General features: G+C 66.5%; 23 protein-coding genes. 13 read left to right on the plus strand and 10 right to left on the minus strand.

Annotation, left to right across the window (positions count from 1 at the left end; all coding sequences use genetic code 11):
• Positions 1–22: 22 nt before the first annotated feature.
• From WBR68_RS25150 to WBR68_RS25185, 8 genes are all read right to left on the minus strand, one after another.
• On the minus strand, positions 23–826 hold the full coding sequence (locus WBR68_RS25150; protein WP_230695567.1) for an N-acyl homoserine lactonase family protein: 804 nt from the start codon (positions 824–826) through the stop codon (positions 23–25).
• Positions 823–2,058, minus strand: coding sequence for an alpha/beta fold hydrolase (locus tag WBR68_RS25155; protein ID WP_230695568.1), 1,236 nt, complete (start codon positions 2,056–2,058; stop codon positions 823–825). Before WBR68_RS25155 ends, WBR68_RS25150 begins: the two co-directional genes overlap by 4 nt.
• Entirely contained in the window at positions 2,003–2,746 is a 744-nt protein-coding gene (locus WBR68_RS25160; RefSeq protein WP_050445839.1) for a GntR family transcriptional regulator, read from the minus strand. The genes WBR68_RS25155 and WBR68_RS25160 overlap by 56 nt, the downstream gene beginning before the upstream one ends.
• Before the next feature lie 187 nt (positions 2,747–2,933).
• Positions 2,934–3,647, minus strand: coding sequence for an ABC transporter ATP-binding protein (locus WBR68_RS25165; RefSeq protein WP_050445840.1), 714 nt, complete (start codon positions 3,645–3,647; stop codon positions 2,934–2,936).
• Positions 3,644–4,384, minus strand: a complete 741-nt coding sequence (locus WBR68_RS25170; protein WP_127185993.1) for an ABC transporter ATP-binding protein — start codon at positions 4,382–4,384, stop codon at positions 3,644–3,646. Before WBR68_RS25170 ends, WBR68_RS25165 begins: the two co-directional genes overlap by 4 nt.
• Positions 4,377–5,345, minus strand: a complete 969-nt coding sequence (locus tag WBR68_RS25175; RefSeq protein WP_230695569.1) for a branched-chain amino acid ABC transporter permease — start codon at positions 5,343–5,345, stop codon at positions 4,377–4,379. The genes WBR68_RS25170 and WBR68_RS25175 overlap by 8 nt, the downstream gene beginning before the upstream one ends.
• A gap of 5 nt (positions 5,346–5,350) precedes the next feature.
• Positions 5,351–6,211, minus strand: a complete 861-nt coding sequence (locus WBR68_RS25180; protein ID WP_127185992.1) for a branched-chain amino acid ABC transporter permease — start codon at positions 6,209–6,211, stop codon at positions 5,351–5,353.
• A gap of 32 nt (positions 6,212–6,243) precedes the next feature.
• Positions 6,244–7,479 carry an ABC transporter substrate-binding protein gene (locus tag WBR68_RS25185; RefSeq protein ID WP_230695570.1) on the minus strand — a complete coding sequence of 412 codons (1,236 nt, stop codon included), beginning with the start codon at positions 7,477–7,479 and terminating at the stop codon, positions 6,244–6,246.
• 197 nt (positions 7,480–7,676) lie between these two features.
• On the opposite strand from WBR68_RS25185, the gene WBR68_RS25190 reads away from it, so the two are divergent.
• The 11 genes from WBR68_RS25190 (at position 7,677) to WBR68_RS25240 (ending at position 18,897) form a co-directional block, all read left to right on the plus strand.
• Positions 7,677–8,090 (plus strand): carboxymuconolactone decarboxylase family protein, encoded by a 414-nt coding sequence (locus WBR68_RS25190; RefSeq protein WP_050445844.1) that lies wholly within the window; start codon positions 7,677–7,679, stop codon positions 8,088–8,090.
• Complete coding sequence (locus tag WBR68_RS25195; RefSeq protein WP_230695571.1) at positions 8,087–9,007, plus strand: NAD(P)-dependent oxidoreductase; 921 nt, start codon at positions 8,087–8,089, stop codon at positions 9,005–9,007. Before WBR68_RS25190 ends, WBR68_RS25195 begins: the two co-directional genes overlap by 4 nt.
• Positions 9,008–9,125: 118 nt before the next feature.
• Positions 9,126–10,103: a Bug family tripartite tricarboxylate transporter substrate binding protein gene (locus WBR68_RS25200; protein ID WP_050445846.1), complete on the plus strand. Its 978-nt coding sequence runs from the start codon at positions 9,126–9,128 to the stop codon at positions 10,101–10,103.
• Positions 10,104–10,188: 85 nt separating this feature from the next.
• Positions 10,189–11,103: an amidohydrolase family protein gene (locus tag WBR68_RS25205; protein WP_127185991.1), complete on the plus strand. Its 915-nt coding sequence runs from the start codon at positions 10,189–10,191 to the stop codon at positions 11,101–11,103.
• 36 nt (positions 11,104–11,139) lie between these two features.
• Entirely contained in the window at positions 11,140–12,369 is a 1,230-nt protein-coding gene (locus WBR68_RS25210) for an MFS transporter (protein WP_230695572.1), read from the plus strand.
• 227 nt (positions 12,370–12,596) lie between these two features.
• On the plus strand, positions 12,597–13,235 hold the full coding sequence (gene otnC / locus WBR68_RS25215; protein WP_127185989.1) for a 3-oxo-tetronate 4-phosphate decarboxylase: 639 nt from the start codon (positions 12,597–12,599) through the stop codon (positions 13,233–13,235).
• A 133-nt stretch (positions 13,236–13,368) separates the two neighbouring features.
• Complete coding sequence (otnI, locus tag WBR68_RS25220; RefSeq protein ID WP_230695573.1) at positions 13,369–14,154, plus strand: 2-oxo-tetronate isomerase; 786 nt, start codon at positions 13,369–13,371, stop codon at positions 14,152–14,154.
• 25 nt (positions 14,155–14,179) lie between these two features.
• On the plus strand, positions 14,180–15,157 hold the full coding sequence (gene denD / locus WBR68_RS25225) for a D-erythronate dehydrogenase (protein ID WP_230695574.1): 978 nt from the start codon (positions 14,180–14,182) through the stop codon (positions 15,155–15,157).
• Positions 15,158–15,293: 136 nt separating this feature from the next.
• Positions 15,294–16,202, plus strand: coding sequence for an L-threonate dehydrogenase (ltnD, locus tag WBR68_RS25230; protein WP_230695575.1), 909 nt, complete (start codon positions 15,294–15,296; stop codon positions 16,200–16,202).
• Positions 16,199–17,452 (plus strand): 3-oxo-tetronate kinase, encoded by a 1,254-nt coding sequence (otnK, locus tag WBR68_RS25235; RefSeq protein WP_230695576.1) that lies wholly within the window; start codon positions 16,199–16,201, stop codon positions 17,450–17,452. Before ltnD ends, otnK begins: the two co-directional genes overlap by 4 nt.
• Positions 17,453–17,490: 38 nt before the next feature.
• Positions 17,491–18,897 carry an amino acid permease gene (locus WBR68_RS25240; RefSeq protein ID WP_255696267.1) on the plus strand — a complete coding sequence of 469 codons (1,407 nt, stop codon included), beginning with the start codon at positions 17,491–17,493 and terminating at the stop codon, positions 18,895–18,897.
• Here WBR68_RS25240 and WBR68_RS25245 read toward each other — a convergent pair.
• Together WBR68_RS25245 and WBR68_RS25250 are read right to left on the minus strand one after the other, a co-directional pair.
• Positions 18,878–19,585: a FadR/GntR family transcriptional regulator gene (locus tag WBR68_RS25245; RefSeq protein WP_230695577.1), complete on the minus strand. Its 708-nt coding sequence runs from the start codon at positions 19,583–19,585 to the stop codon at positions 18,878–18,880. The genes WBR68_RS25240 and WBR68_RS25245 overlap by 20 nt on opposite strands.
• A 102-nt stretch (positions 19,586–19,687) precedes the next feature.
• On the minus strand, positions 19,688–20,584 hold the full coding sequence (locus tag WBR68_RS25250; protein ID WP_050445855.1) for a LysR substrate-binding domain-containing protein: 897 nt from the start codon (positions 20,582–20,584) through the stop codon (positions 19,688–19,690).
• 146 nt (positions 20,585–20,730) lie between these two features.
• Between WBR68_RS25250 and WBR68_RS25255 the strand changes: the two genes are divergently transcribed.
• Positions 20,731–22,101, plus strand: coding sequence for an MFS transporter (locus WBR68_RS25255; RefSeq protein ID WP_127185983.1), 1,371 nt, complete (start codon positions 20,731–20,733; stop codon positions 22,099–22,101).
• Positions 22,098–23,195, plus strand: a complete 1,098-nt coding sequence (locus WBR68_RS25260) for a M14 family metallopeptidase (protein ID WP_083447294.1) — start codon at positions 22,098–22,100, stop codon at positions 23,193–23,195. Before WBR68_RS25255 ends, WBR68_RS25260 begins: the two co-directional genes overlap by 4 nt.
• Positions 23,196–23,251: the final 56 nt, after the last annotated feature.

Here is a 23,251-nt window from a genome sequence, read left to right on the forward strand (position 1 = left end):
CGCAAGGCGCGGCGGATCACCGTCAGGCTGGATGGATGCACGGCAGGTGCAGGGCAACGACTTCGGTGTCGCCCTGCACGACGCCTGGGTAGCGGCTTCTGACCAGCGGGTCGTGCCCCGGCACAATGTGGTCCGGCGACTCGGCGTGGCGTAGCAAGGTCTCGTAACCGGCCAGCATGTCGGCCACGTTCAGCACGATGGGAAACGGCGCGTCCAAACCCATGTTGTCGTAGTAGTGGCTGGCATCCGAGGCCAGCACGATCCAGCCGCGCGCCGTATGCACCCGCACCGCTTGCAGCCCCTGCGTGTGGCCGCCGATGTGCAGCAGTTGCAGGCCCGGGGCGAGTTCATCGTGGCCGTGGTAGAAGTCCACCCGCTTGTCGTACACGCCCCGCACCACATCAAGCACGTCTTCAACCGCATAGGCGTGGCGCAGCATGTCGAAACGCATATTGCAGCCGCAGGCGTAGTGCAGCTCGCTTTCTTGCAGATGCAGGCGGGCCTGCGGTAATTTGCGGAGGTTGCCGGCGTGGTCGTAGTGCAGGTGCGTGACGATGACGTCCTGAATGTCGTCGGGCGCCAGCCCCAATGTTTTCAAGGCATCGATCGGGCAACGCAGAAGTTCGCGGCCGCGTGCGTCGGCGGCGGCTTGGTTGAAGCCGGTGTCGACCAGCCAGACGCGCTGGTCGCGGCGTATGACCCAGACGAAGTAATCCATGGGCATCGGGCCGTCGTGCGGATCGGGCGGCGTGATGAAGTTCTGCGCGCGGCGGCGCGCCACGGTGGCATAGCGCAGGGCATAGACTTCGTATTCAGGCAGCATCATGCGATTCCTCGGATGGTTCGGATGTGGTCGAGTTCGGGCTTCAGGTAGCGCATCAGGCGCTGCGGGCTTTCCACCATGGGGAAGTGGCCCAGGTCCGGCATGGCGGTAAAGCGCGCCCCGGGTATCCGCGCGGCAACGCGGCGAGAATCTTCCGGGCTGGCGGAATAGTCGTAGGCGCCCGTCAGCAGCGATACACCGAACGCGCGCGTGTCCAGGCCGTCCAGGTGCTGGGACGCGTCGAAGTCTTCGCTGTAGAACCAGAGGTCGTTGGCGTACACGTTGTAGCCGCCTTGCGCATAGATCCAGGCCGCCTCGCGGCGCGCCTGCAAGGTGGCGGCGGGGCCCATCAGCCCGCGCACATAGGCCGGGTTGTGCGCCGCCTGATTCACTTGGGGATGGCACAGCATGGGTGTGCGGCGGCCCACGGCCTTGTCCGGCGCTTCCAGTGCCACCACGCCCGCCACGTCCGCCGGGCTGCGGGCGGCAATCACCAGGGCCATTGCCGCGCCCATCGAGCAGCCAAGCAAGACGACGGGCGCGCCCGCCAGTTGCCGGATCACGGCCAGACAGGTGCGCAGATAGGCGTCGCGGGTCAGCCCGGTATCGGTCCAGGCGTGGCCGGGCAGGGGCATGCTGCGGCCGTGGCCGGGCATGTCGAAGGCCATCATCCGCCATTGGGCGCGCAGTTCGGCATCGGCCATCAGTGCGTGGTATTGGCGGGAATCGGCGCCGGCGGTATGCAGCATCAAGAGCGGCGGGCCGTCCGTCAGACCGCTGGTTTCGACGTAGAGGGAAGTGCGGGTGTCGCCCAGATCCAGCGTGGCGTAGTGGCCGGCGATGCTGCCGCGGTCCAACAGGTCGGACGCTGCGTCTTCGACCTGCCCGCGCAGGAGTTCAAACAGCCGTTCCAGGGGGTGCAGCGCCTGGGCAATGGCCAGCGCATCGCCTTTGACGCGCAGGCCCTGTGCAAAGCGATGGGCTGCGGTGTAGGAGTGGTAACCGGGGGGAGGGGTGGGGGTCATCAGCTTGTGCCAGGTGTCCGGCAAGGCGCTGATGACGATGCACTGCGAGGGGGCGGCGGGCTGGCCGGCCCAGGCGCAAACCCGGTCTTCCGGATCCGCACCCACTTGCAGCCAGATGGCGCAGGGCAGGCCCCTGGCTGCGCTGATGAATTCGCTATCCTGCTGTGCCCGGGCCGCCACGGCCCTCAGTTCCTGCACGGTCGCCTTCACGGGGGGATGCCTCCTCTTGTTGGCGCCTGAGCACGTCGAGCGCGGTGCGTTCCGCGTTCACGATATGGCTCTGTGCGGCCGCTTGGGCGCCTTGTGGGTCGCGCGCCTTGATGCGCTCGAAGATGTCGTCGATTTCGGCCATGCTTTCCGGCAGCCGGTCGGGGCGCGCGAACGAGGTGGCGCGCAGCAGATTGATGCGCGACAGCAGCCCCGGCAGCATGTCCTTGATCAGGTCGTTGTCACAGCCCGACAGCAGCACGTCGTAGAAATCGCGCTTGGCGGCCAGCAGCGCCGACTTGTTGCTGCCCTTGGCCTGGCGGTGCAGGGCATCGACGGCCTTGCGCAGCCGCGCGACGTCGGCATCGCTGGCCAGCCGCGCGAATTCGTGCGCGGCAAAGCCTTCCAGCAGCGCGCGCAGCGCATACAGGTCGCGAGCCGCTTTTTCCGTGATGCGCACCACGGTGGGGCCACGATGCGGCTCGATGGAGATCAGCCGTTCGGCCTCCAGGGTGCGCAGGGCCTCGCGCAGCGTGCTGCGGCTGATGCTCAGTTGCTCACAGAGCTCCACTTCGCGCAGGCGTTCGCCGCCCTTGATGTGGCCATCCATGATGGCGCCGCGCAGGTATTCCTCGACGCGGGTACGCAGGGTGGTGGGCTTCTCGAAAATCGCACCGGTGGGGGTGGGCATGGCTGTCTCTCGCTTAGCGTGGCGGCGGGCGCAAGCCGCCGTCCAGGCTTTTGGCCAGGGCGCCGCGCACCGCCGATTCAACGTAAAGACGCAATATATCCCGGCGCAGGGTCATAGCCTTAACCTCATAGCCTTAACCTCATCGCCTTAACCTCATAGCCTTACCCTCATCGCATCAGCCCCATCGCTACAGCCCCAGGTACGCTTCGCGCACGCGGCTGTCTTCCATCAGCGCGTGGCTGGGGCCGGACAGCACCATGGCGCCGGATTGCAGCACGTAGGCGTGTTCGGCCACCGACAGCGCCAGCCGCGTGTTCTGCTCCACCAGCAAAATGGTCAGCCCGCTGCGGTGGATGTCGATCATGGCCTGGTGCATTTCCTCGACCACCTTGGGCGCCAGGCCGTGGCTGGGTTCGTCCAGCAACAGCAGCCGGGGCTTGAGCATCAGCGCGCGCCCGAACGCCACCATCTGCTGCTCGCCGCCCGACAAGGTGCCGGCGGCCTGCCGACGGCGCTCCCGCAAGCGGGGAAACAGGGCATAGACCTCGTCGCAACCGCGCTTGAGCGCCGCGCCGTCCCGGCGGCGGGTGTAGCCGCCCAGGTAGAGGTTTTCTTCGACGGTCATCTCGGGGAATACGTGGCGGCCTTCCGGCACATGGGCAATGCCCAGTTCGGGAATGCGGTGCGGCGGCAAGCGCAGGATGTCTTGCCCGTCGAAGACGATGCTGCCGCTGACCTTGTCCAGCAAGCCCGATACGCAGCGCAGCAGCGTGCTCTTGCCCGCGGTGTTGGCGCCCACCACCGCGATGAAGCCACCTTGCGGCACCTCCAGCGACACGTCGTGCAAGACCGGGCTGCGGTCGTAAGAGGCGGTCAGCCCCTGAATCTGCAATAGGCTCATGCGCTGGCCTCCACGTGTTCCATCGACTTGCCCAGGTAGACCTCGATCACCGTGGGGTTCGCCGCGATTTCGGCGGGGCTGCCCTCAGCGATCTTCTGGCCGAACGACAGCACCAGGATGCGGTTGCATAGCCGCATGATGGCGCGCATGTGGTGTTCCACCACGATGAAGCTGATGCCGGATTCATCGCGCAGCGTGCGGATCAGGTCCAGCATGGTGTCCATCTCGGCCTCGTTCAGCGCCGCCATCACCTCGTCCAGCAAAAAGACCCGGGGGTTGGTACACAGCGCGCGCGCCAGTTCCACCCGCGCCTGTTCGGGAAACGACAGTTCGCCGGCGGGCTTGGTGGCAATGGCGGACAGGCCCACGCGGTCCAGGCTGTCGCGCGCCACCTGGCGGGCGCGCGGCACGTCGTGGCGCAGCAGGCCGCCCACCAGCACGTTGTCCAGCACCGTCATCTCGGGAAACAGCGCGACGTTCTGGAAGGTCTTGGTCATGCCCAGCGCCGCGATCTGGTGGGGGCGCAGGCCGTTGACGTCGCGGCCTTCCAGTTCGATGCGCCCGCCCTGGCTGGCGTACAAGCCCATCAGCAGGTTGAACACCGTGGTCTTGCCCGCGCCGTTCGGCCCGATCAGCCCCAGGATGTCGCCGCGCGCCACGCTGAACGACACGTCGTCCACCGCCTTCAGGCCGCCGAAGCGGCGCTGGATGTTCGAGACTTTCAGGATGTCAGGCATGCTGGCCCCGGGTCAGGTTGCGCAGCCGCGTCCACAGCGCCGACAGGCCGCGCGGCTCGATCAGGATGATGGCGATCAATATCAGGCCAAACGCCAACTGCGACACCCCGGCCGTGTGGCCCGACAGCCAATCGTTGAACACCTCTTCCAACGGAATGATGACCAGCGCGCCGATCAACGGCCCCGCCACCGTGCCCACGCCGCCGATGATGCAGATGAGCGCCACGCGTACCGACACACCCACCAGCGAGAACACCGTGTCCGGGTCGAAGAAGTAGATGAACTGCGCGTACAGCGTGCCGCAGGCGCCCATCAGCGCGGCGGACACCACGGCGGCCAGGATGCGCGTTTGCGCGGTGTTCACGCCGATCACTTCCGCCGCCTGCGGGTTGGCCTTCACCGCACGCAAGCGGTAGCCCAGCCGCGACCGGCTGATCAGCGCAAAGACCACGGACGTGATGATGGCGGCCCCCAGCATCAGGTAGTAGTACGGAATGCTGGACTTGAATTGCATCTGCGCCCAACCTTCCGCGAACGGAATGGACAGGCCCACCGGCCCGCCCGTGACGGACGCCCAGGTGTTGGCGATGGCGCGCAGCACTTCGCCAAACGCCAAGGTTGCCAGCGCGAAGTAATGCCCGCGCAGCCGCATGGTGGGCAGGCTGAGCAGCGCGCCCGCCACCGCCGCCACCGCCATCGCGGCCACGATGCCCAACCACGGCGAAATGCCATAGCGCATCAGCAACAGCGTGGACGTGTACGCGCCCAGACCGAAGAAGGCCGCATGGCCCAACGAGATCTGATTCGCCAGCCCGCCCACGATATTCCACGATTGGCCCATCGCCGCGAACAGCAGCACCAGCGTCACCACGCGTATGGTATAGCCCTGGTCTTCCATCAACCAGGGCGCCGCCAGCGCCACCGCAAGCAGCAGCGCCCAAGGCAAGAGTTGTCGATTCATGCGCATCATGCCGCCCTTTTCAAAAGACCTTCCGGGCGCACGGCCAGGACCAGAATGAAGATGGCGAACAGCACCAGATTCTGCAATTGCATGGGCAGCACCAGCGATGACAGCGACTGGATCACGCCCACCGCCACGCCGCCCACCACCGCGCCCAACACGCTGCCCAGGCCGCCCAGCACCACCGCCGTGAACATCAGCACGCTGAACTGCGCGCCCACGGTGGTGGACGCCGTGAGATACGGCAGGATGATGCCGCCGCCCAGGGCCGTCAGCCCCACGCCCAGGCCAAAGGCCAACTGATGCACGCGATGGGTGGATATGCCCGACAGCCGCGCGGCCATCGGGTCTTGCGCCGTGGCGCGCACCGCCATGCCCCACCAGGTTTTCTTCAGCACCCACCACAGGGTCAGCCCGGCTACCGACGCCACCACGAAGGCCAGCAGATACGGCGCGCTGAACAGAATGGGGCCGAGCGCCAGCGCCGTCATCTGGTAGGGCGTCTGCACCGAGCGGAACTCTGATCCGAACAGGATCAGCGCCAGGTTTTCCATGACGATCAGCAAGCCCACCGTCAGGAAAATCTGCGCCACGGCAGGCGCCTTCATCACCCGGTCGATCAGGAACTTTTGCGTCAGCACGCCCAGAACGAAGGCCACGGCGAATGACAGCAGCGACCCCAAAAGCGGGTCCAGCCCCAGCAGCTTCCAGGCGAAGTACGCCACGAACATGCCCACCATCAGGAACTCTGCCTGGGCGAAGTTCACGATGGACACCACCCCGAAAACGAGTGTCAGCCCGATCGAGATCACCGCGTAAACGCCGCCCAGCAGAATGCCGTCCACCAGCGCCTGCAAGAATTGCATGACCCGTCCCCCTCCGTCGTGTGCGAAGCCGATCAGCCGGCGCTGATGACGCTACCCTTGGCCAACTCCCGCGGCCACACCGACACCAGCTCGTTGTTCTGCCACTGCACCATGATGGGCTGGGCCAGCGTGTTCAGACCCTTGGCGTCGAAGTGCACGCCGCCGCCCGACATCACGCCCGCCCAGCCCTGGTCGTACTTCTGCGCACGCAACGCCTTGGTCACTGCCTCGGGCTTGTCGGATGCCGCCACCTCCAGCGCCGCGGCCAGCACCCCCGCGCACACGGCGTGTTCCAGCGCCTCGTGCGGCATGAAGGTGCCGAAGCGCTTGCGATAGCGTTCGGTGTATTCGGGCGCCTGGTCGTAGTTGGCCGGCGCAATCGACAGCACCGCCTGCGCGTATTGACCCAGCGCGCGGGCGAAGTCGGGAATCACGTAGCCCGCCGCGCCGCCCACCACCGGCACCGTCAGCCGTTGCTGGCGCATCACGCGGATGATCAGCAGGCTGTCGTTCAGATACGAAATGGGGAACACGATCTGCGCATCGGAGCCGCGCAGCTTGCTGATCAGCGGCGTCACGTCGGTGATGCCCAGCGGATAGGCCTCGTCCAGCACGATCTCGGCGCCGGCCGCCTTGGCGGCATTGCGCACGCCCACCGCCTGCGAGGTGCCGTAGGCCGTGTCTTCGTACAGCAGCGCGATCTTCTTGATGTTGGACGCGCCGGCCACGACCGACGCGGCGTAATCGTATTGAGCGCGGCCCAGCACCGAGCCCTTGGACACCACCTGGAAGATGTGCTTGAAGCCGCGCTCGGTGAGCATGTCCGAGAACGACATGGTCAACAGCGGGATGCCACGGCGTTCGGTCACTTCCGATACGGCCAGCGTCAGCGACGAGGCGTACGCGCCAATGATCGCCACGCAGCGGTTCTGCGTGATCAGGCGCTGCGCCACCGTGGCGGCGGTGGTGGGCTGCGAGGTGGCGTCCGCGATGATCAGCTTGAGCTTGGCGCCGCCCAGCGACTTGATGCCGCCGGCCGCGTTGATCTCGTCCGCGGCCAATTCCAGCCCCTGGCGGGAATTGATGCCGAACTGCGCGTTGGCGCCGGACAGCGGCAGGATGACGCCAACATTGATCTCGGCTGGCGCCGCCCGGGCCATGCCGGGCAGCGAGGCCGCCAGCGCGGCGGCGCCCAGTCCAGCGACAAATTCCCGGCGCCCGTGGCGTACGACTGCGGGGTGCACGGCCTGTTTGGGGTTGCTTTTCATGCTTGTCTCCTGGCTTTTATGGGGATGGGGCGCACGGCAGCCAGCCCGGCGCTTTGCCGCATTATTGTGCTCAATATTTACGCAGTCAAGCATATTGTCAGACAATCCGACTATTGACGATCTGACAGAAATGGGCAGACAATCCATCGCGTAATCGATCATGTATTCGCCTTTCATCCATCACCAGCGAGGAACTCATGGCAGACACCAAATCCGAAACCCAAGCCCTGTTCGACCAAGGGCTGAACCTGCGTCGCGAGGTGCTGGGCACCGAGTACGTGGACGGTTCGCTGGCGCGCGCCAACGACTTCATGATGGCGTTTCAGAACATCACCACCGAATGGTGCTGGGGTTATACCTGGGGCCGCCCGGGCCTGGAGAAAAAGACCCGCAGCATGCTGAACCTGGCCATGCTGACGGCGCTGAACCGCCCGGCCGAGATCAAGCTGCACGTCAAGGGCGCGCTGAACAACGGCGTCACGGTGGAAGAGATCAAAGAGATCCTGCTGCAAGCCACCGTGTACTGCGGCATTCCGGCGGGGCTGGACGCCTTCAAGGTGGCCAACCAGGTGCTGGAAGAAGAGGGCGCCTTCAAGGAGCAGCAAGCATGAGCGCAGCGCAAGAGCGCGTGGGGCTGATCGGCATCGGCAGCATGGGCTGGCCGATGGCGGCGCGGCTGGTGCAGGCGGGCTTCGCGGTGACGGTGTTCGACGCCGTGCCGGGCCAGGCCGACAAATTCGCGCAGGAAGTCGGCGGGCAGGCAGCCGCTACCTGCGCGGCGCTGGCCGCGCAAAGCGACATCATCGTCACCATGCTGCCCACCAGCGGCATCGTTGAACAGGTGCTGAGCGGCGCGGATGGCGTGCTGGCGGGCCTGCGCGCCGGCAGCGTGGTGGTGGAGATGAGCTCGGGCGTGCCGGCCCATACCCAACGACTGGCCCAGGCCGTGGCCGAGGCGGGCGGGCAGATGGTGGACGCACCCGTGTCCGGTGGCGTGCCGCGCGCGCGCACCGGTGAGCTATCCGTCATGTTCGGCGGCCCGGCCGCCACGCTTGAGCGCGTGCGCCCGGCGCTGTCGGCCATGGGCACGTCCATCACGCCGGTCGGCGATGTAGGCAGCGCGCACGCCATGAAGGCGCTGAACAATCTGGTTTCGGCGGGCGGCTTCCTGATCGGCGTGGAAGCCATGCTGATCGGCCAACAATTCGGCCTGGATCCGAACGTGATCGTGGATGTGTTGAACGCGTCCACCGGCATGAACAATTCCACGCAGAAAAAATTCAAGCAGTTCGTGCTGTCGCGCGAATTCAACTCGGGCTTTGGGCTGGATCTGATGGTGAAAGACCTGGGCATTGCGCTGGGCATCGCCACCGACACCGGCACGCCCACGCCGTTTGCGTCACTGTGCCGTGAACTATGGGCGTCGGCGGGCAAGACGCTGGGCAAGGGGCAGGACCACACCGCCGTGGCGCGCCTGTCCGAACAGTTGGCGGGCGTGGAGCTGGGCGCAAAGAAAGTGGCTTCCTAGATTCAGACCTACGGCGCGGCATGGTCCGCGCCGCTTTTTTTCAACCTGCATCACCCACAACCGCCGGCACCAGGCGGAGGGGCCGGCTATCGCCGGCACATACAGCAAGGAGCGAGACATGAAGAAGACATTCCGGGCGGCCCTGGCCGTCGGCCTGATGGCGCTTGGCGCCAACGCAAGCGCGCAGGACTATCCCACGCGGTCCATCTCGATGGTGGTGCCCTATGCGGCGGGCGGCTCTACGGATGGCCTGGCCCGCATCGTGGCGCAGGCCATGGGCGAGAACCTGGGCCAGACCATCGTCGTGGAAAACCTGGGCGGCGGCGGCACCATGATCGGTAATCAGCGCGTGACGCGCGCCGCGCCCGACGGCTACACCATCACTTTCGGCAACATGGGGTCGCTGGCGATTGCGCCGTCGCTATATCCCAAGGCCAAGTTTGATCCGCGCCGCGACATGGCCGCCATCGGCCTGGTGGCCACGGTGCCGATGGTGCTGTCGGTCAGCAAGAAAAGCGGCATCACCACGCTGCCCGACTTCGTTGCGCGCATGAAGAAGAACGGCGCGGACGTGAACTTCGGCAACGCGGGGTCCGGCTCCACCAGCCACATCGCGGCGGCCACCTTCATGCACGTGACCAATACCAAGGGCATGCAGATTCCGTATCGCGGAGCGGGGCCGGCCATCGCCGACCTGATGGCCGGCACGGTGGACGCGGTGATTGACCAGACCGTCACGATGATTCCCATCCACGAAGCCAAGCGCGTCACGGCCCTGGCCGTGGCCAGCGCTTCGCGCCTGCCGCAGATTCCCGATGTGCCGACGTTTGCGGAAGCCGGGGTGCCAGCGTTCAACATGAGCGTCTGGAACGGCATCGCCGCACCGGCCGGCACGCCGCCCGCCGTCATCGCGCGTTTGGAACAGGCCTTGGCGGCGGCCCTGAACAGCCCCGGCGTGCGGGATTCGCTGGACAAGCTGGCGGCGCAGGCGCCCGTTGGCAAGGACCAGGGCGCGGCGGCGTTCCAGGCCTTGATCGCGCGTGACGTGCCGCATTTCGCGGCCTTGATTCAAGACGCCAACATCACCGTCAATTGAAGGCCGGGGTGGCGCCAAGCTCTTTGGCGCCGCCCTGGTCCGCTGGCATGATCACAAGACGATCATCAGCCTAGGAGACTTACGCATGAGCTCTTTCCCGTCGCCCCCTTCCGGCGAGCCGCAGCAACAGCCCCCGCTGTGCCTGGCGCCCTTGCCCGACATGGACGCCGCCACCTTCGACATTCCGCCCGGCGCCTGCGACACGCACGCGCATGTCGTCGCCGCCGACAGCAGCGCGTACCCGCTCGTGCCCGAGCGCACCTACACGCCGCCGCCCGCACCCGAATCCGCCTACCTGGGCATGCTGCGCCAAACCGGCATGTCGCGCGGTGTGCTGGTGCAGATCAGCGTCTACGGCACCGACAACCGCTACATGCTGGAAGTGCTGCGCCGTCACCCCGAGCAATTGCGCGGGGTGGGCGTCGTCGCGCCCGACGTCAGCGACCAGGAACTGGAAGCCATGCATGCCGCCGGCGTGCGTGGCCTGCGCATCAACGTCTTGTTTGGCGGCGGCATCGGCTTTGACGCCATGGAAACGTTGGCGCACCGCATTGCCGGCCTGGGCTGGCACATGCAGTTCCTGATGGATGCGCGCCAATTGCCCGACCTGCTGCCGCGCATGCGCAAGCTGCCGGTGCCGGGTGTGGTGGACCATATGGGGCACATGCCGGTGGGCGATGGCACTGACAGCGCGGGCTTTCTGGCCTTGCAGCATCTGGTGCGCGACCACGGCTGGTGGGTCAAGCTATCAGGCGCCTATCGCATCAGCGACCGCTTCGACGATTTCAGCGACGTGACGCCGTGGGCGCAAGCGCTGATCGACACCGCGCCCGACCGCATGCTGTGGGGCAGCGACTGGCCCCATGTGCATCAAACGCGCATGGTCAACACGGGCCGGCTGCGCAACCAGTTGGCGCAGTGGGCGCCGGATGCCGACGTGCGCCACCGCATCCTGGTCAGCAACCCCGAACGCCTGTACGGCTTCACCCCGGCGCGCTAAGCGCACGCCCCTTCAGAACCATTCAAGAGACAAACCATGCAGTGGTATAGAGAGCTGAACAAGACCGAACGCCGCACCTTCATTGCCGCGTTCGGGGGCTGGGCCATCGACGCCCTGGACTTCATGGTGTTCACCTTCGTGATCGCCACCCTGATGAGCCTGTGGGGCATCGACAAGGGCCAGGCGGGCATGCTGGGCACGGTCACGCTGCTGTTCTCCGCCATTGGCGGCTGGCTGGCCGGCATCCTGGCCGACCGCTATGGCCGCGTGCGCGTCCTGCAATACACGATCCTGTGGTTTTCGGCCTGCACCGTGGCCATAGGCTTTGCGCAGAACTTCGAACAGTTGTTCGTGCTGCGCGCCTTGCAAGGCTTGGGCTTTGGCGGCGAATGGGCCGTGGGCTCGGTGTTGATGGGCGAGATCGTGCGCGCCGAACACCGGGGCAAAGCGGTGGGCACCGTGCAAAGCGGCTGGGCCGTGGGGTGGGGCGCGGCGGCGATCCTGTACACCGTGGCGTTCTCGTTGCTGCCGCCGGAATGGGCCTGGCGCAGCCTGTTCTGGATCGGCGTGCTGCCCGCCTTTCTGGTGCTGTACATCCGCAAGAACGTGCCCGAACCCGAAGTGTTCAAGCGCGCGCAGGCCAAGGTGCATGCGGGCGAGGCGCGCGCGTCGTTCTGGACGATCTTTTCGCCCGCGCTGATCAAGACCACCGTCATCACGGCCATTCTTTGCACGGGCGTGCAGGGCGGCTACTACGCCATCACGACGTGGTTGCCCACTTACCTGAAGGTGGAACGCCAACTGTCGGTGCTGAACACGGGCGGTTACCTGATGGTGATCATCTTCGGCTCGTTCTGCGGCTACATCGCGGGGGCCTATCTGGCCGACCGCCTGGGCCGCCGCGCCAACCTGTTGATCTTCTCGGTGCTGTCGACCATCAGCGTTTATGTGTACACACAAGTACCGCTGACCGATCACCAGATGCTGTTCCTGGGCTTCCCGCTGGGCTTTGCCGCGTCGGGCATCTTCAGCGGCATCGGCGCTTACCTGACCGAGCTGTTCCCGTCGGGCGTGCGGGCATCGGGCCAAGGTTTCGCCTACAACTTCGGGCGCGGCATCGGGGCGTTGTTTCCCAGCCTGGTCGGCCTTCTCAGCCAGACGCATGGGCTGGGTTGGGCCATCGGCGCGTTTGCCACGGGGGCGTATGCGGTGGTGATCGTGACGGCGTTGCTGTTGCCTGAAACCAAGGGGCGCGTGCTGGAATAAGCCGGCCCCGGCGGGTAAGGGCATTCAGAGGCCTGGGCATCCGCCCAGGCCTTTTGCTTGCTGTCTAGGGTTTACCCGATATGGTCGCAAGCCTTAAATTTGTATGATGACCCGATAAATTCAACACAAGAGACATCCCATCATGCTGGCCCAGCCGCTGCGTTCCGCGCCGAACCTTACGCGCCATTTTTTCCCGACATGCACCCCTGCCCATCAGGGGTTTTTTCATGACTGATGAAGCCCGCATCCGCGAAGAAATCTGCGTCGTCGGCGCCAGTCTCTACCAACGTGGCTACACCGTGGGCGCGGCCGGCAACATCAGCGCCCGGCTGGATGATGGCTGGCTGATCACCCCCACCGACGCGTGCCTGGGCCGGCTGGACCCCGCCGATCTAGCCAAGGTGGACCTGGACGGCAACTGGGTGTCGGGCGCCAAGCCGTCCAAGACGCTGGTGCTGCATCAGGGCATCTATCGCGCCAGCCCCGAGTCGCGCGGCATCATCCACACGCATTCCACGCATCTGGTGGCCTTGACGCTTGCCGGCGTGTGGCGGCCCGACGACGTGCTGCCGCCCATCACGCCTTATCAGGTCATGAAGGTGGGCCGCATTCCCTTGATCGCCTATCGCCGGCCCGGCGACCCGCAAGCCGCCGCCGAGGTGGCCGCCGTGGCGGGCCAGGTGCGCGGCGCGCTGTTCGAAAGGTTGGGGCCGGTGGTGTGGGAACGCTCGGTTGCGCAGGCGTCCTACGCGCTGGAAGAGCTGGAAGAAACCGCCCGCCTGTGGCTGATGAGCCAGCCGCGCCCCGAGCCGCTGTCCGAGCAGGCCATCGACGAGCTGCGCGTCACCTTCGGCGCGCGCTACTGACCCGCATTGGCTTGCCTGCCGGATTGCTCTCGTAGTCGCTCTCGTAGTCACTCTCGTCGTCACGCTCTTCGTCGCTTGCTTGGGTGGCGCATTTAAGCGCCGCCCACGCCACCCCAATATCCAAGGACCCGCCATGCCGCGCCTGGCCGCCAACCTGACCATGATGTACAACGAGCACGCCTTCCTGGATCGCTTCCAGGCCGCCGCCAGCGACGGGTTTCAGGGGGTGGAGTTTCTGTTCCCCTACGACTTCGCCGCCGCCGACATCCGCGCGCGGCTGCAAGACAACGGGCTGACGCAAGCGCTGTTCAACGCGCCGCCCGGCGAATGGGAAGCGGGCGAACGCGGGATTGCGTCGCTGCCGGGCCGTGAAGACGAATTCCTGCGCGGCCTGGACCAGGCGCTGGGCTACGCGGCGCAGTTGGGCAACCGCAGCCTGCACGTCATGGCGGGGCTGATTCGCCCCGAGCAAGATCGCGCGGCGCATCGCGCGGTGTACGTGCAGAACCTGGCGCGCGCCGCCAGCGCCGCCGCCTCGGCGGGTATCACTATCGTGATCGAACCCATCAACACGCGTGACATTCCCGGCTTCTTTCTGAACCGCCAAGACGAGGCCCAGTCCATATGCGCCGAGGTGGGCGCGGCCAACCTGAAAGTGCAGTTCGATTGCTATCACTGCCAGATCGTCGAAGGCGATATCGCCGTGAAGCTGGAGCGCGACATGGCCGGCATCGGGCACATCCAGATTGCTGGCGTGCCCGACCGCCACGAGCCCAACCTGGGCGAACTGAACTATCCGTATCTGTTCGACCGCATCGACGCGCTGGGCTATGCCGGCTGGGTCGGCTGCGAATACCGCCCCAAGGCCGGCACGCGCGCAGGTCTGGGCTGGGCCCAGCCTTATCTGGCCAAGCACTGAGTCAACAAGAAGCGAGCACCCCACCATGAACATCCTGATTACCGGCGGCGCCGGATTCCTGGGCCAGCGGCTGGCTCGCAAACTGCTGGAGCAGGGCACGCTGACGCTGGACGCCAACGGCCCGCAAGCCATCACACGCATCGACCTGCTGGACGTCGTCAAGACCGACGCTTTCACCGCTGACCCGCGCGTGCATACGCGGGTGGGCGACATCGCCGACCCCGATGTGCTGCGCGCAGCCATCGACACCGATACCCGCGCCATCTTCCATCTGGCCGCCATCGTCAGCGGACAGGCCGAAGCGGATTTCGATCTGGGCATGCGCATCAACCTGGATGCCTCACGCGCCTTGCTGGACGTGTGCCGCGCGCTGGGCCACCAGCCGCGCGTGATCTTCACCAGTTCGGTGGCGGTCTACGGCGGCGACTTGCCCGACACCGTGCGCGACGACACCGCCTTGAACCCGCAATCGTCCTACGGCACGCAGAAGGCCATTGCCGAACTGCTGCTGGCCGATTACACGCGACGCGGCTTTGTGGATGGGCGCGTGCTGCGCCTGCCCACCATCAGCGTGCGCCCCGGCCGGCCCAACGCGGCTGCCTCGTCGTTCGCCAGCGGCATCATCCGCGAACCGCTCAACGGCGAAACCGCCGTGTGTCCGGTTGGCCCCGACACGCGCCTGTGGCTGCTGTCGCCGCGCGGCGCCATTCAGGCCTTGATTGCCGGCTGCGAATTACCCGCGGATGCCGTGGCCGACCGCGCGCCGATCAATCTGCCGGGCGTGTCGGTGACGGTGGCCGACATGGAACAGGCGCTGCGCGAGGTTGCGGGCGACACCGTGGCAGACCGCATCACCTGGCGGCCGGACGACAAGGTCGAGCGCATCGTGGGAAGTTGGCCCGGCCGCTGGGACACCACGCGCGCCAACCGACTGGGCCTGGCGGGCGACAAGGGCTTTGCCGACATCATCCGCGCCTACCTGGCCGACGACCTGCCGCGTTGACGCGCGGCGCGACGCCTCTGCATCGACACGCCGCATCGACACGCCGCATCGACACGCCGCATCGACACGCCGTTTCGCCATTGCGTACCGATACTTTCCTATCGCCACTCCCATCGACCTTCCGGACCCTATCGCCATGAGCCATCCGCAACCCACCCCCCGCCGCGTTGGCGTCATCGGCCTGGGCGCCATGGGCGCGGGCATCGCCCAGAGCCTGCGCCGCGCCGGCCACGATGTGCACGTCCATGACATCCGCCCCGAGGCCGCCGCCGCCTTCGCCGAGCAAGGCGGCGTGGCCTGCGCCACCTTGGCCGACATGGCCGCCGCTTGCGACATCGTGGTGAGCGTGGTCGTCAACGCGCAGCAGACCGAGGCCGTGCTGTATGGCAGCGGCGGTATCGCCGCCGTCCTGCGTCCAGGCGCGGTGTTCGTGATGTGTTCCACCGTGGACCCCAACTGGTCCATCGCGCAGGAAGCCCGCCTGGCCGAACAGGGCGTGCTGTACCTGGATGCACCGATCTCGGGCGGCGCGGCCAAGGCCGCCGCCGGCCAGATGACGATGATGACGGCGGGCAGCGCGGCGGCCTATGCCGCCTGCGGCACGGTGCTGGAATCCATGGCGGGCAAGGTCTACCGGCTGGGTGACCGCGCGGGCGCGGGCAGCAAGGTCAAGATCATCAACCAACTGCTGGCCGGCGTACACATCGCCGTGGCCGCCGAAGCCATGGCGCTGGGCCTGCGTGAAGGCGTGGACGCGGACGCGCTGTACGAGGTCATCACGCATAGCGCCGGCAATAGCTGGATGTTCGAGAACCGCATGCCCCATGTGTTGGCGGCCGACTACACACCCTTGTCGGCCGTGGATATTTTTGTGAAGGACCTGGGGCTGGTGCTGGACACCGCGCGGCACAGCAAGTTTCCGTTGCCGCTGGCGTCCACCGCGCATCAGATGTTCATGCAGGCGTCCACGGCCGGGCATGGGCGCGAAGACGACAGCGCCGTCATCAAGATTTTTCCGGGCATCAATTTGCCGGAGGCCAAATGACCATCAAACTGGGCTGTATTGCCGACGACTTCACGGGCGCCACCGACCTGGCCAACAACCTGGTGCGCGCGGGCATGCGCACCGTGCAAACCATAGGCGTGCCGGGCGAGCCCCTGCGCGCCGACGCGGATGCCGTGGTGGTGGCATTGAAAACGCGAACGCTGCCCGTGGATGACGCCGTGGCGCAGTCCGTGGCTGCATTGCAATGGTTGCAGCAGCAAGGCGCCGAGCAGATCTACTTCAAATACTGCTCCACCTTCGACAGCACGCCGGCCGGCAATATCGGCCCGGTCACCGATGCCTTGATGACGCGGCTGGGCACGCGCTTCACCATCGCCACCCCCGCCTTTCCCGACAACAAGCGCACCGTCTTCAAGGGCTACCTTTTTGCGGGCGATGTGTTGCTGAACGAATCGGGCATGCAACATCATCCGCTGACGCCGATGACCGACCCGAACCTTGTGCGCGTGTTGCAGGCGCAGACCGCGCGCAAGGTCGGGCTGATCGACTACAGCGTGGTGGCCTTGGGGCCCGACGCGATTCTTGCGCGCATGCAGGCCCTGAAAGACGAGGGCGTGGAGATCGCGATTGTGGACGCGGTGTCCAACGACGACCTGCTGCGGCTGGGCCCGGCGCTGCGCGGCATGCCGCTGGTGACGGCGGGTTCTGGTGTGGCGATTGGCCTGCCGGGCAACTGGGGCCTGACGCCCGCCAGCGCCGCCAGCCAGGCACGCGCGCCCGGTTTGCAGGCCGTGGTGGCGGGTAGCTGCTCCAGCGCCACCAATGCGCAGGTGGCGGCCTTTATTGACGCAGGCCGGCCAGCGCTGGCGCTGGACCCTTTGCGGCTGGCTTCTGAAGAAGACGTCGTGGCACAGGTGTTGGATTGGGCCGAGCCGCGCATGCAGGATGGTCCCGTGCTGGTCTATTCCACCGCCGAGCCTGACGCGGTCAAGGCGGCGCAGGGCGCGCTGGGCGTGGAGCGTGCGGGCGCCATGATCGAAGCGGCCTTGGCGCGCATTGCGGTCGGGCTGGTCGAACGCGGTGTGCGCCAATTGATTGTTGCGGGCGGCGAAACCTCGGGCGCGGTGGTGCAGGCGCTGGGCTTGCAACAGATGGCCATCGGCGAGCAGATCGACCCGGGCGTGCCGTGGTGCGCCGGCTACACGCCGGTGGCCGACGCCGAGCTCAGCATCGCGCTGAAGTCCGGCAACTTCGGCACGCGGGACTTCTTCACCAAGGCATTCGGCTGACGCCGCAAATCGAAACAGCAACAGACAGGAGCAGGGCATTGGCCAGCAAACAAAACACCGAGCTCAAGGGTGGCTTGAAGTCGCGCCATCTGACGATGATGTCTATCGCCGGGGTCATCGGGGCGGCGCTGTTCGTCGGGTCCGGCAAGCAGATCGCGCTGGCGGGGCCGGCCGTCATCCTGGCCTATCTGGGCGGCGGCATCCTGGTCATTCTGGCCATGCGCATGCTGGGCGAAATGGCGGTGGCGCAGCCCGACACGGGGTCGTTTTCCACCTACGCCGACCGCGCCATCGGGCGCTGGGCGGGCTTCACCATCGGCTGGCTGTACTGGTACTTCTGGGCCTTGCTGATGGGCTGGGAAGCCTACGTGGCCGGGCAGATCCTGCACGGCTGGTTTCCGATGGTGCCGGACTGGGGCTATGCGCTCTTCATCACCGTTGCGCTCATCGTCGTCAACTTCATGAACGTGCGCAACTACGGTGAATTCGAATTCTGGTTCGCGCTGATCAAGGTGATTGCCATCGTGGCGTTCCTGGTCATCGGCAGCCTGGCGGTGGTGCATCTGTGGCCCTGGGGCGAAGCGCGCGGCGTGTCGCAGTTGACGGCGCAGGGCTTCATGCCCAATGGCATCAAGTCGGTGGTGGTGGCCATGCTGGGCGTGATGTTCGCCTTCATCGGCGCGGAAATCGTCACGGTGGCCGCCGCCGAATCGGCCGACCCCGCGCGTGAAATCATCAAGACCACGCGTTCGGTGGTGTGGCGGATCTGCCTGTTCTACGTGGGGTCCATCTTCATCATCGTCTGCCTGGTGCCCTACAACGACCCGTTGCTGTCGCAGCCCACGCATGGCAGCTACAACGTGGCGCTCAGCAGGCTGGGCGTGCCGTACGCGCAGGCCATCGTCAACTTCATCGTGCTGACGTCCGTGTGCAGTTGCTTCAATTCGGCCTTGTACACGGCATCGCGCATGCTGTATTCGCTGTCACGGCGGGGCGACGCGCATCGCATCATGCAAGTGACCGGCCGCCGCACCGGCACGCCGTATGTGGGCGTGCTGATTTCCAGCGCGTTCGCGTTCGTGGCGGTCTGGATGATGGCCACGTCAAAGATGGATCTGTACGACGTGCTGATGCAGGCCACCGGCACCATCGCGCTGTTCGTGTACCTGGCCATTGCGCTGTCGCAGTTGCGCATGCGCTATCGGCTGCAAGCGCAGGGCGTTGAGCTGAGGTTCAAGATGTGGCTGTTTCCGTGGCTGACCTATGCGGTCATCGTGTGCATCATCGCCGCGCTGATCACGATGGTGGTGGAAGGCACTTACCGCAACGAAGTCGCCTACACGTCTTTGCTGGCGGGGGGTATCGTGCTGATGGGCCTGGCCGCGCAGCGCTGGGACATCGGCACCCGCCGGCGGCGCGAGCTGCTCAGCGGTGCGCCCGGCTAAGCCGCTTGGCCGCGTTCACCATGTGGATGCGCGCCGCCTCGCGCGCGCCTTCCACGTCTTGCTGGCGGATGGCTTCGACGATGGCGACGTGTTCGTGCAGCACATCGCGCATCAAATCGGCATGGCGGGCTTCGTTGCCGCGCGTCACGCGGGTGGCGGCTTCCAGGAACTGGCTGACGAACGCCAGCGTGGTCAAGAAGTAGGGGTTGCCCGTGGCGCGCGCGATGCTGCGGTGAAACGCCACGTCTTCCTTCACGCCGTCGCCGCCGTCCGCCACCGCCTGTGAAATCGCGGCCAGCGCGCGGTCAATCTCGGTCATGTCGCGCTTCTTGCGCACCGCCGCGGCCTGGGCCGCGATTTCGGTTTCCAGCGCGCGGCGCAAATCCACAATGTGCAGCACCGCGTCCAGTGAACTGAGTTCGGTGGCGTCGATGCGCAAGGCCCGGTTGCCGCCAAGGCCGGTCACGTACACGCCGCTGCCTTGCCGCGCTTCCACGATGCCGTCCTGCCGCAGCCGCGACACGGCTTCGCGGATCACGGTGCGGCTGACGCCAAACTGCTCGGCCAGCGCGGCCTCGGTGGGCAGCTTTTCGCCCGGCAGCATGCGGCCGTCGTCGATTTCGGCGAGCAGGCGCTTGGTGACCGTGTCGGTCAACGTGGGCGGGGACGGAAGGCGGGGGAACACCATGGATGTTGACTGCGGGGGTGGGGGCGATCAGTGAGGTTTGCCGGCCGGTTTTCAAGGCCGTCGGCAGGCCCGGCGCCCATGATAACCGGTCGTCCGCCCGGGCTAGCGCGAGGATCTGGCATGGGCGTCGAGCAGGCAGTCGATGAAGCACTGCGCGGCGGGGGTAGGCGGGGAATCAGCCCGGGTCAGAATGGACACGCGCGCGGCCGGCAGCTCGTGGGACAAGGGCACCATGCGCAGGTCGCGCGGCAGCAGCCGGTGGTCGAACAGATTACGCACGAAGATGCCCAGCGCGTCGCTGTCGGCAATGATGGCCAGCGCCACCGCGATCGACTGGCACGGAATCACATCACTCGGCGCGGGCAGCTTGTGCGCCGCGAAGGCCAGCCGCAGCAGGTTGGCGGGCGCCTGGATGTTGCCGGGCAACAGCCACAACGCGTCGTGCAGGTCAGCCAGCGTGCGCGCGTGGCGCAAGGGGTTGCCCGCGCGCGCGCCCACCGCCAGCGGCAGCGTGAAAAGCGTGGTGCGGGCAAAGCCGTCGTCAATCTCGCCGTCGTACTCGGTTTGCACCAGAAAGTCGTAGCGGCCGGATTCCAATTGTTCGTGGCTGAAGGGCGGCGCCACTTCATTGAAGGCCACGGCCACGCGCGGCATGCGCGCCCTAAACGCCGCCAGCGCGGCGGGCAGCACCGTCAAGGCGGCCGAACTGATGGCCAGGTTCAAGGAACCCCCTTCACCGTCGCGCATCTGCCCGATCTCTTCCTGCGCGCGCCGTGCCTCTTGCAGGATCACCACCGCGCGCTTGTACAGCGCCGCGCCGTAAGGCGTGAGTTCGACGCCGCGCGCGCTGCGCCGCACCAGTTCGGCGCCCACGCTTTGCTCAAGCTCGCGCAGGCTGCGCGTGGCGGCGGGTTGCGTCACGAACAGGGCGCGCGCGGCCGCGCGGATGCTGCCGTGTTCGGCAATCAGGACGAAGGCGCGCAATTGGCGAAGGTTCATGGGGCAGGGCTATAACAAAAAGGTTTCACTGAAACAAAAATACTGTCTTTTCCTTATCGTGCGCCATCCGTATATTCACGCGGATGGGGCGGGCCAGGGGCCGCGTGGTCCGCGCACCGCCTCGCAACGGACATCAAGGGGAAAACATGTCTATCGCCATCGCCGCCGCATCCGGCCGGCAGCAGCCTTTGCATTCGTCGACGATGCGCCGGCGCGTGATCGCCGGCACCACCATCGGCAACGCGCTGGAGTTCTTCGACTTCACCGTCTTCACGTTTCTGATGCTGGTCATTGGGCCGCTGTTCTTTCCGGCGGCCTCCAGCTATGGCCAGTTACTGCTCACCACCGCCACCTTTGGCGTGGGCTTTCTGATGCGGCCGGTGGGCGGCATGCTGATCGGTTCCTACGCCGACCGCCACGGTCGCCGCGCCGCCATGACGCTGACGCTGTGGCTGATGGGCCTGGGCTGCGCGCTGATCGCCGCCGCGCCGACCTATGCGCAGATGGGCGTGGCCGGCCCGGTGCTGATGGTGTTGGCGCGCTTGATTCAGGGCTTCGCCGCGGGTGGCGAGGTCGGCGCGTCGACCACGCTGCTGGTGGAACACGCGCCCGCCGACAAGCGCGGCTTTTATTCAAGCTGGCAGTTCGGCAGCCAGTCGTTGGGGGTGATGCTGGGCGCGCTGACGGTGGCGCTGCTGACGGCCACGCTCAGCCAGGAACAGATGCAAGCCTGGGGCTGGCGCGTGCCGTTCGTGATCGGCATCCTGACCGTGCCGGTGGGGGCCTACATCCGCCGCAACCTGGAAGAAACCTTGGAGCCCGCGTCGGCCTCCGCGCGGGAACCCATGCCGGCATCCACGCATGCGCCCGAGGCCGCGCCCCAGGCGCGCACCCACCAGCCGCTGCGCCGCGTCTTCACCGAACACAAGGCGCTGGTCGTCAAGGGCATCCTGCTGGTGATCGGTGGCATGGTGTGCGCGCAGATCATCGGCTTCTACATGCCGGCCTACGCCAACAAGGAATTGGGCCTGCCCGCCACGTCCACGCTGTTCGCCAGCGTGGTGCTGGGCGCCATCGGCTTTGTGATCGCGCCCTTTGTCGGCATGCTGGCCGACCGGGTGGGCCGCAAGAAGGTCATCTTCTGGTCGCGCGCGGCCACGGTGTGCGCCTTGCTGCCCTGCTTTCAGTGGCTGGTGTCCGCGCCCAGCACGGCGCGGCTGATGACGGTGATTGCGCTGCTGGCCGTGTTGCTGGCCTTGCAGACGGCGCCGGTCATCACGATGCTGCCCGAACTGTTTCCGAAGGCGGTGCGCACCACCGGCATGTCTGTCGTGTATGGTCTGGGCATCTCGGTTTTTGGCGGCTTTGCGCAGTTCTTCGTGACCTGGCTGCTGCACGTCACCGGCAACCCCATGGCGCCCGCCTGGTACTTGATGGTGACCGTGACGCTTTCCACCGTGGTGCTGTTCTGGATACAGGACCGCACCGGCCATGCAATCGACACTCAGGAGGCATGATGCCCAGCAGTACCAGCTACTTCCCCCGCAGCTACGCGGAATCGCGCGAACGATTCCTGGCTGACGCCGAGCGCCTGGGCGCCGCCGTCGCGTCCTACCCGATCGAGGCGCGCGGCAGCGAGGGCGAGGCCTTGGCTACCGACGTGGCGCTGATCGGCGCGCCCAATGCGCAACGCCTGTTGGTCATGACGTCCGCCACGCATGGCGTCGAAGGCTTTTGCGGCGCGGGCTGCCAGTTTGCCTTGATGGACGACGCGCCGATGTTGAAACGCGCGCGTCAGGCGGGCGTGGCCCTGCTGCTGGTGCACGCGGTGAACCCCCACGGTTATTCGTGGATGGCGCGCACCGACGAAGGCAACGTCGATTTGAACCGTAACGTGCAGCCCTTTGACGGCACGCCGCTGCCGGCCAACCCCGGCTACGGCGCGCTGCATTCGCTGCTGCTGCCGGCGCAATGGCCGCCGTCGGAAGACAACCAGCGCGACGTCGCCCGCTATGTGGCCGAACATGGGCAGGCGGCGTTCGCGCAAGCCGTATCGCGGGGTCAGTACACCCATGCCGATGGTCTGTTCTATGGCGGCGCCGCGCCCGCCGCATCGCGCGAAAACCTGCGTCGCATCCTGGAAACCCATGCCAGCGCCTACGCGCATATCGGCTGGATCGACGTGCATACCGGCCTGGGGCCGCGCGGCCACGGAGAAAAAATCTACGCCGGCCGCCGCGATGACGCCGAAGTGGCGCGCGCGCGCCAATGGTGGGGCCTGGACATCGCGGTGCCGTTTCAGGGCACGTCGGCATCGGTGGACATTACCGGCCACCTGGCCAGCCTGATCTACCAGGCCTGCCCGCAGTCTTCCCCCACGCTGATGGCGCTGGAATACGGCACCGTGCCGTTCGACGACGTGGTGCTGGCGCTGCGCGGCCGCAACTGGCTGCGGGCCAACCCCGATGCGCCCGCCGCGCTGCGCCGCGACATCCTGCAAGCCACGCAAGACGCGTTCTATTGCCACGCCTACGACTGGCACGGCATGGTGCTGGGCCAAAGCCGCGTGGCCGTGCTGCAAGCGCTATGCGGGCTTGAAGCCGCGCATTGACCCCCAGGCGCGCGTCTAGCGCCGCCATCCTGAACGTAAACCCCGGGTGCAACCTG

It is taken from the genome of Achromobacter sp. JD-1 (assembly GCF_038594925.1).
GTDB lineage: Bacteria > Pseudomonadota > Gammaproteobacteria > Burkholderiales > Burkholderiaceae_B > Achromobacter > Achromobacter spanius_C.

Excerpts from the sequence above, each read along its gene's own strand:
- WBR68_RS25150 (WP_230695567.1), bottom strand. The coding sequence starts at position 826 with ATGATGCTGCCTGAATACGAAGTCTATGCCCTGCGCTATGCCACCGTG.
- WBR68_RS25160 (WP_050445839.1), bottom strand. The coding sequence starts at position 2,746 with ATGCCCACCCCCACCGGTGCGATTTTCGAGAAGCCCACCACCCTGCGT.
- WBR68_RS25165 (WP_050445840.1), bottom strand. The coding sequence starts at position 3,647 with ATGAGCCTATTGCAGATTCAGGGGCTGACCGCCTCTTACGACCGCAGC.
- WBR68_RS25170 (WP_127185993.1), bottom strand. The coding sequence starts at position 4,384 with ATGCCTGACATCCTGAAAGTCTCGAACATCCAGCGCCGCTTCGGCGGC.
- WBR68_RS25175 (WP_230695569.1), bottom strand. The coding sequence starts at position 5,345 with ATGAATCGACAACTCTTGCCTTGGGCGCTGCTGCTTGCGGTGGCGCTG.
- WBR68_RS25180 (WP_127185992.1), bottom strand. The coding sequence starts at position 6,211 with ATGCAATTCTTGCAGGCGCTGGTGGACGGCATTCTGCTGGGCGGCGTT.
- WBR68_RS25185 (WP_230695570.1), bottom strand. The coding sequence starts at position 7,479 with ATGAAAAGCAACCCCAAACAGGCCGTGCACCCCGCAGTCGTACGCCAC.
- WBR68_RS25190 (WP_050445844.1), top strand. The coding sequence starts at position 7,677 with ATGGCAGACACCAAATCCGAAACCCAAGCCCTGTTCGACCAAGGGCTG.
- WBR68_RS25195 (WP_230695571.1), top strand. The coding sequence starts at position 8,087 with ATGAGCGCAGCGCAAGAGCGCGTGGGGCTGATCGGCATCGGCAGCATG.
- WBR68_RS25200 (WP_050445846.1), top strand. The coding sequence starts at position 9,126 with ATGAAGAAGACATTCCGGGCGGCCCTGGCCGTCGGCCTGATGGCGCTT.
- WBR68_RS25205 (WP_127185991.1), top strand. The coding sequence starts at position 10,189 with ATGAGCTCTTTCCCGTCGCCCCCTTCCGGCGAGCCGCAGCAACAGCCC.
- WBR68_RS25210 (WP_230695572.1), top strand. The coding sequence starts at position 11,140 with ATGCAGTGGTATAGAGAGCTGAACAAGACCGAACGCCGCACCTTCATT.
- otnC (WP_127185989.1), top strand. The coding sequence starts at position 12,597 with ATGACTGATGAAGCCCGCATCCGCGAAGAAATCTGCGTCGTCGGCGCC.
- otnI (WP_230695573.1), top strand. The coding sequence starts at position 13,369 with ATGCCGCGCCTGGCCGCCAACCTGACCATGATGTACAACGAGCACGCC.
- denD (WP_230695574.1), top strand. The coding sequence starts at position 14,180 with ATGAACATCCTGATTACCGGCGGCGCCGGATTCCTGGGCCAGCGGCTG.
- ltnD (WP_230695575.1), top strand. The coding sequence starts at position 15,294 with ATGAGCCATCCGCAACCCACCCCCCGCCGCGTTGGCGTCATCGGCCTG.
- otnK (WP_230695576.1), top strand. The coding sequence starts at position 16,199 with ATGACCATCAAACTGGGCTGTATTGCCGACGACTTCACGGGCGCCACC.
- WBR68_RS25245 (WP_230695577.1), bottom strand. The coding sequence starts at position 19,585 with ATGGTGTTCCCCCGCCTTCCGTCCCCGCCCACGTTGACCGACACGGTC.
- WBR68_RS25250 (WP_050445855.1), bottom strand. The coding sequence starts at position 20,584 with ATGAACCTTCGCCAATTGCGCGCCTTCGTCCTGATTGCCGAACACGGC.
- WBR68_RS25255 (WP_127185983.1), top strand. The coding sequence starts at position 20,731 with ATGTCTATCGCCATCGCCGCCGCATCCGGCCGGCAGCAGCCTTTGCAT.
- WBR68_RS25260 (WP_083447294.1), top strand. The coding sequence starts at position 22,098 with ATGATGCCCAGCAGTACCAGCTACTTCCCCCGCAGCTACGCGGAATCG.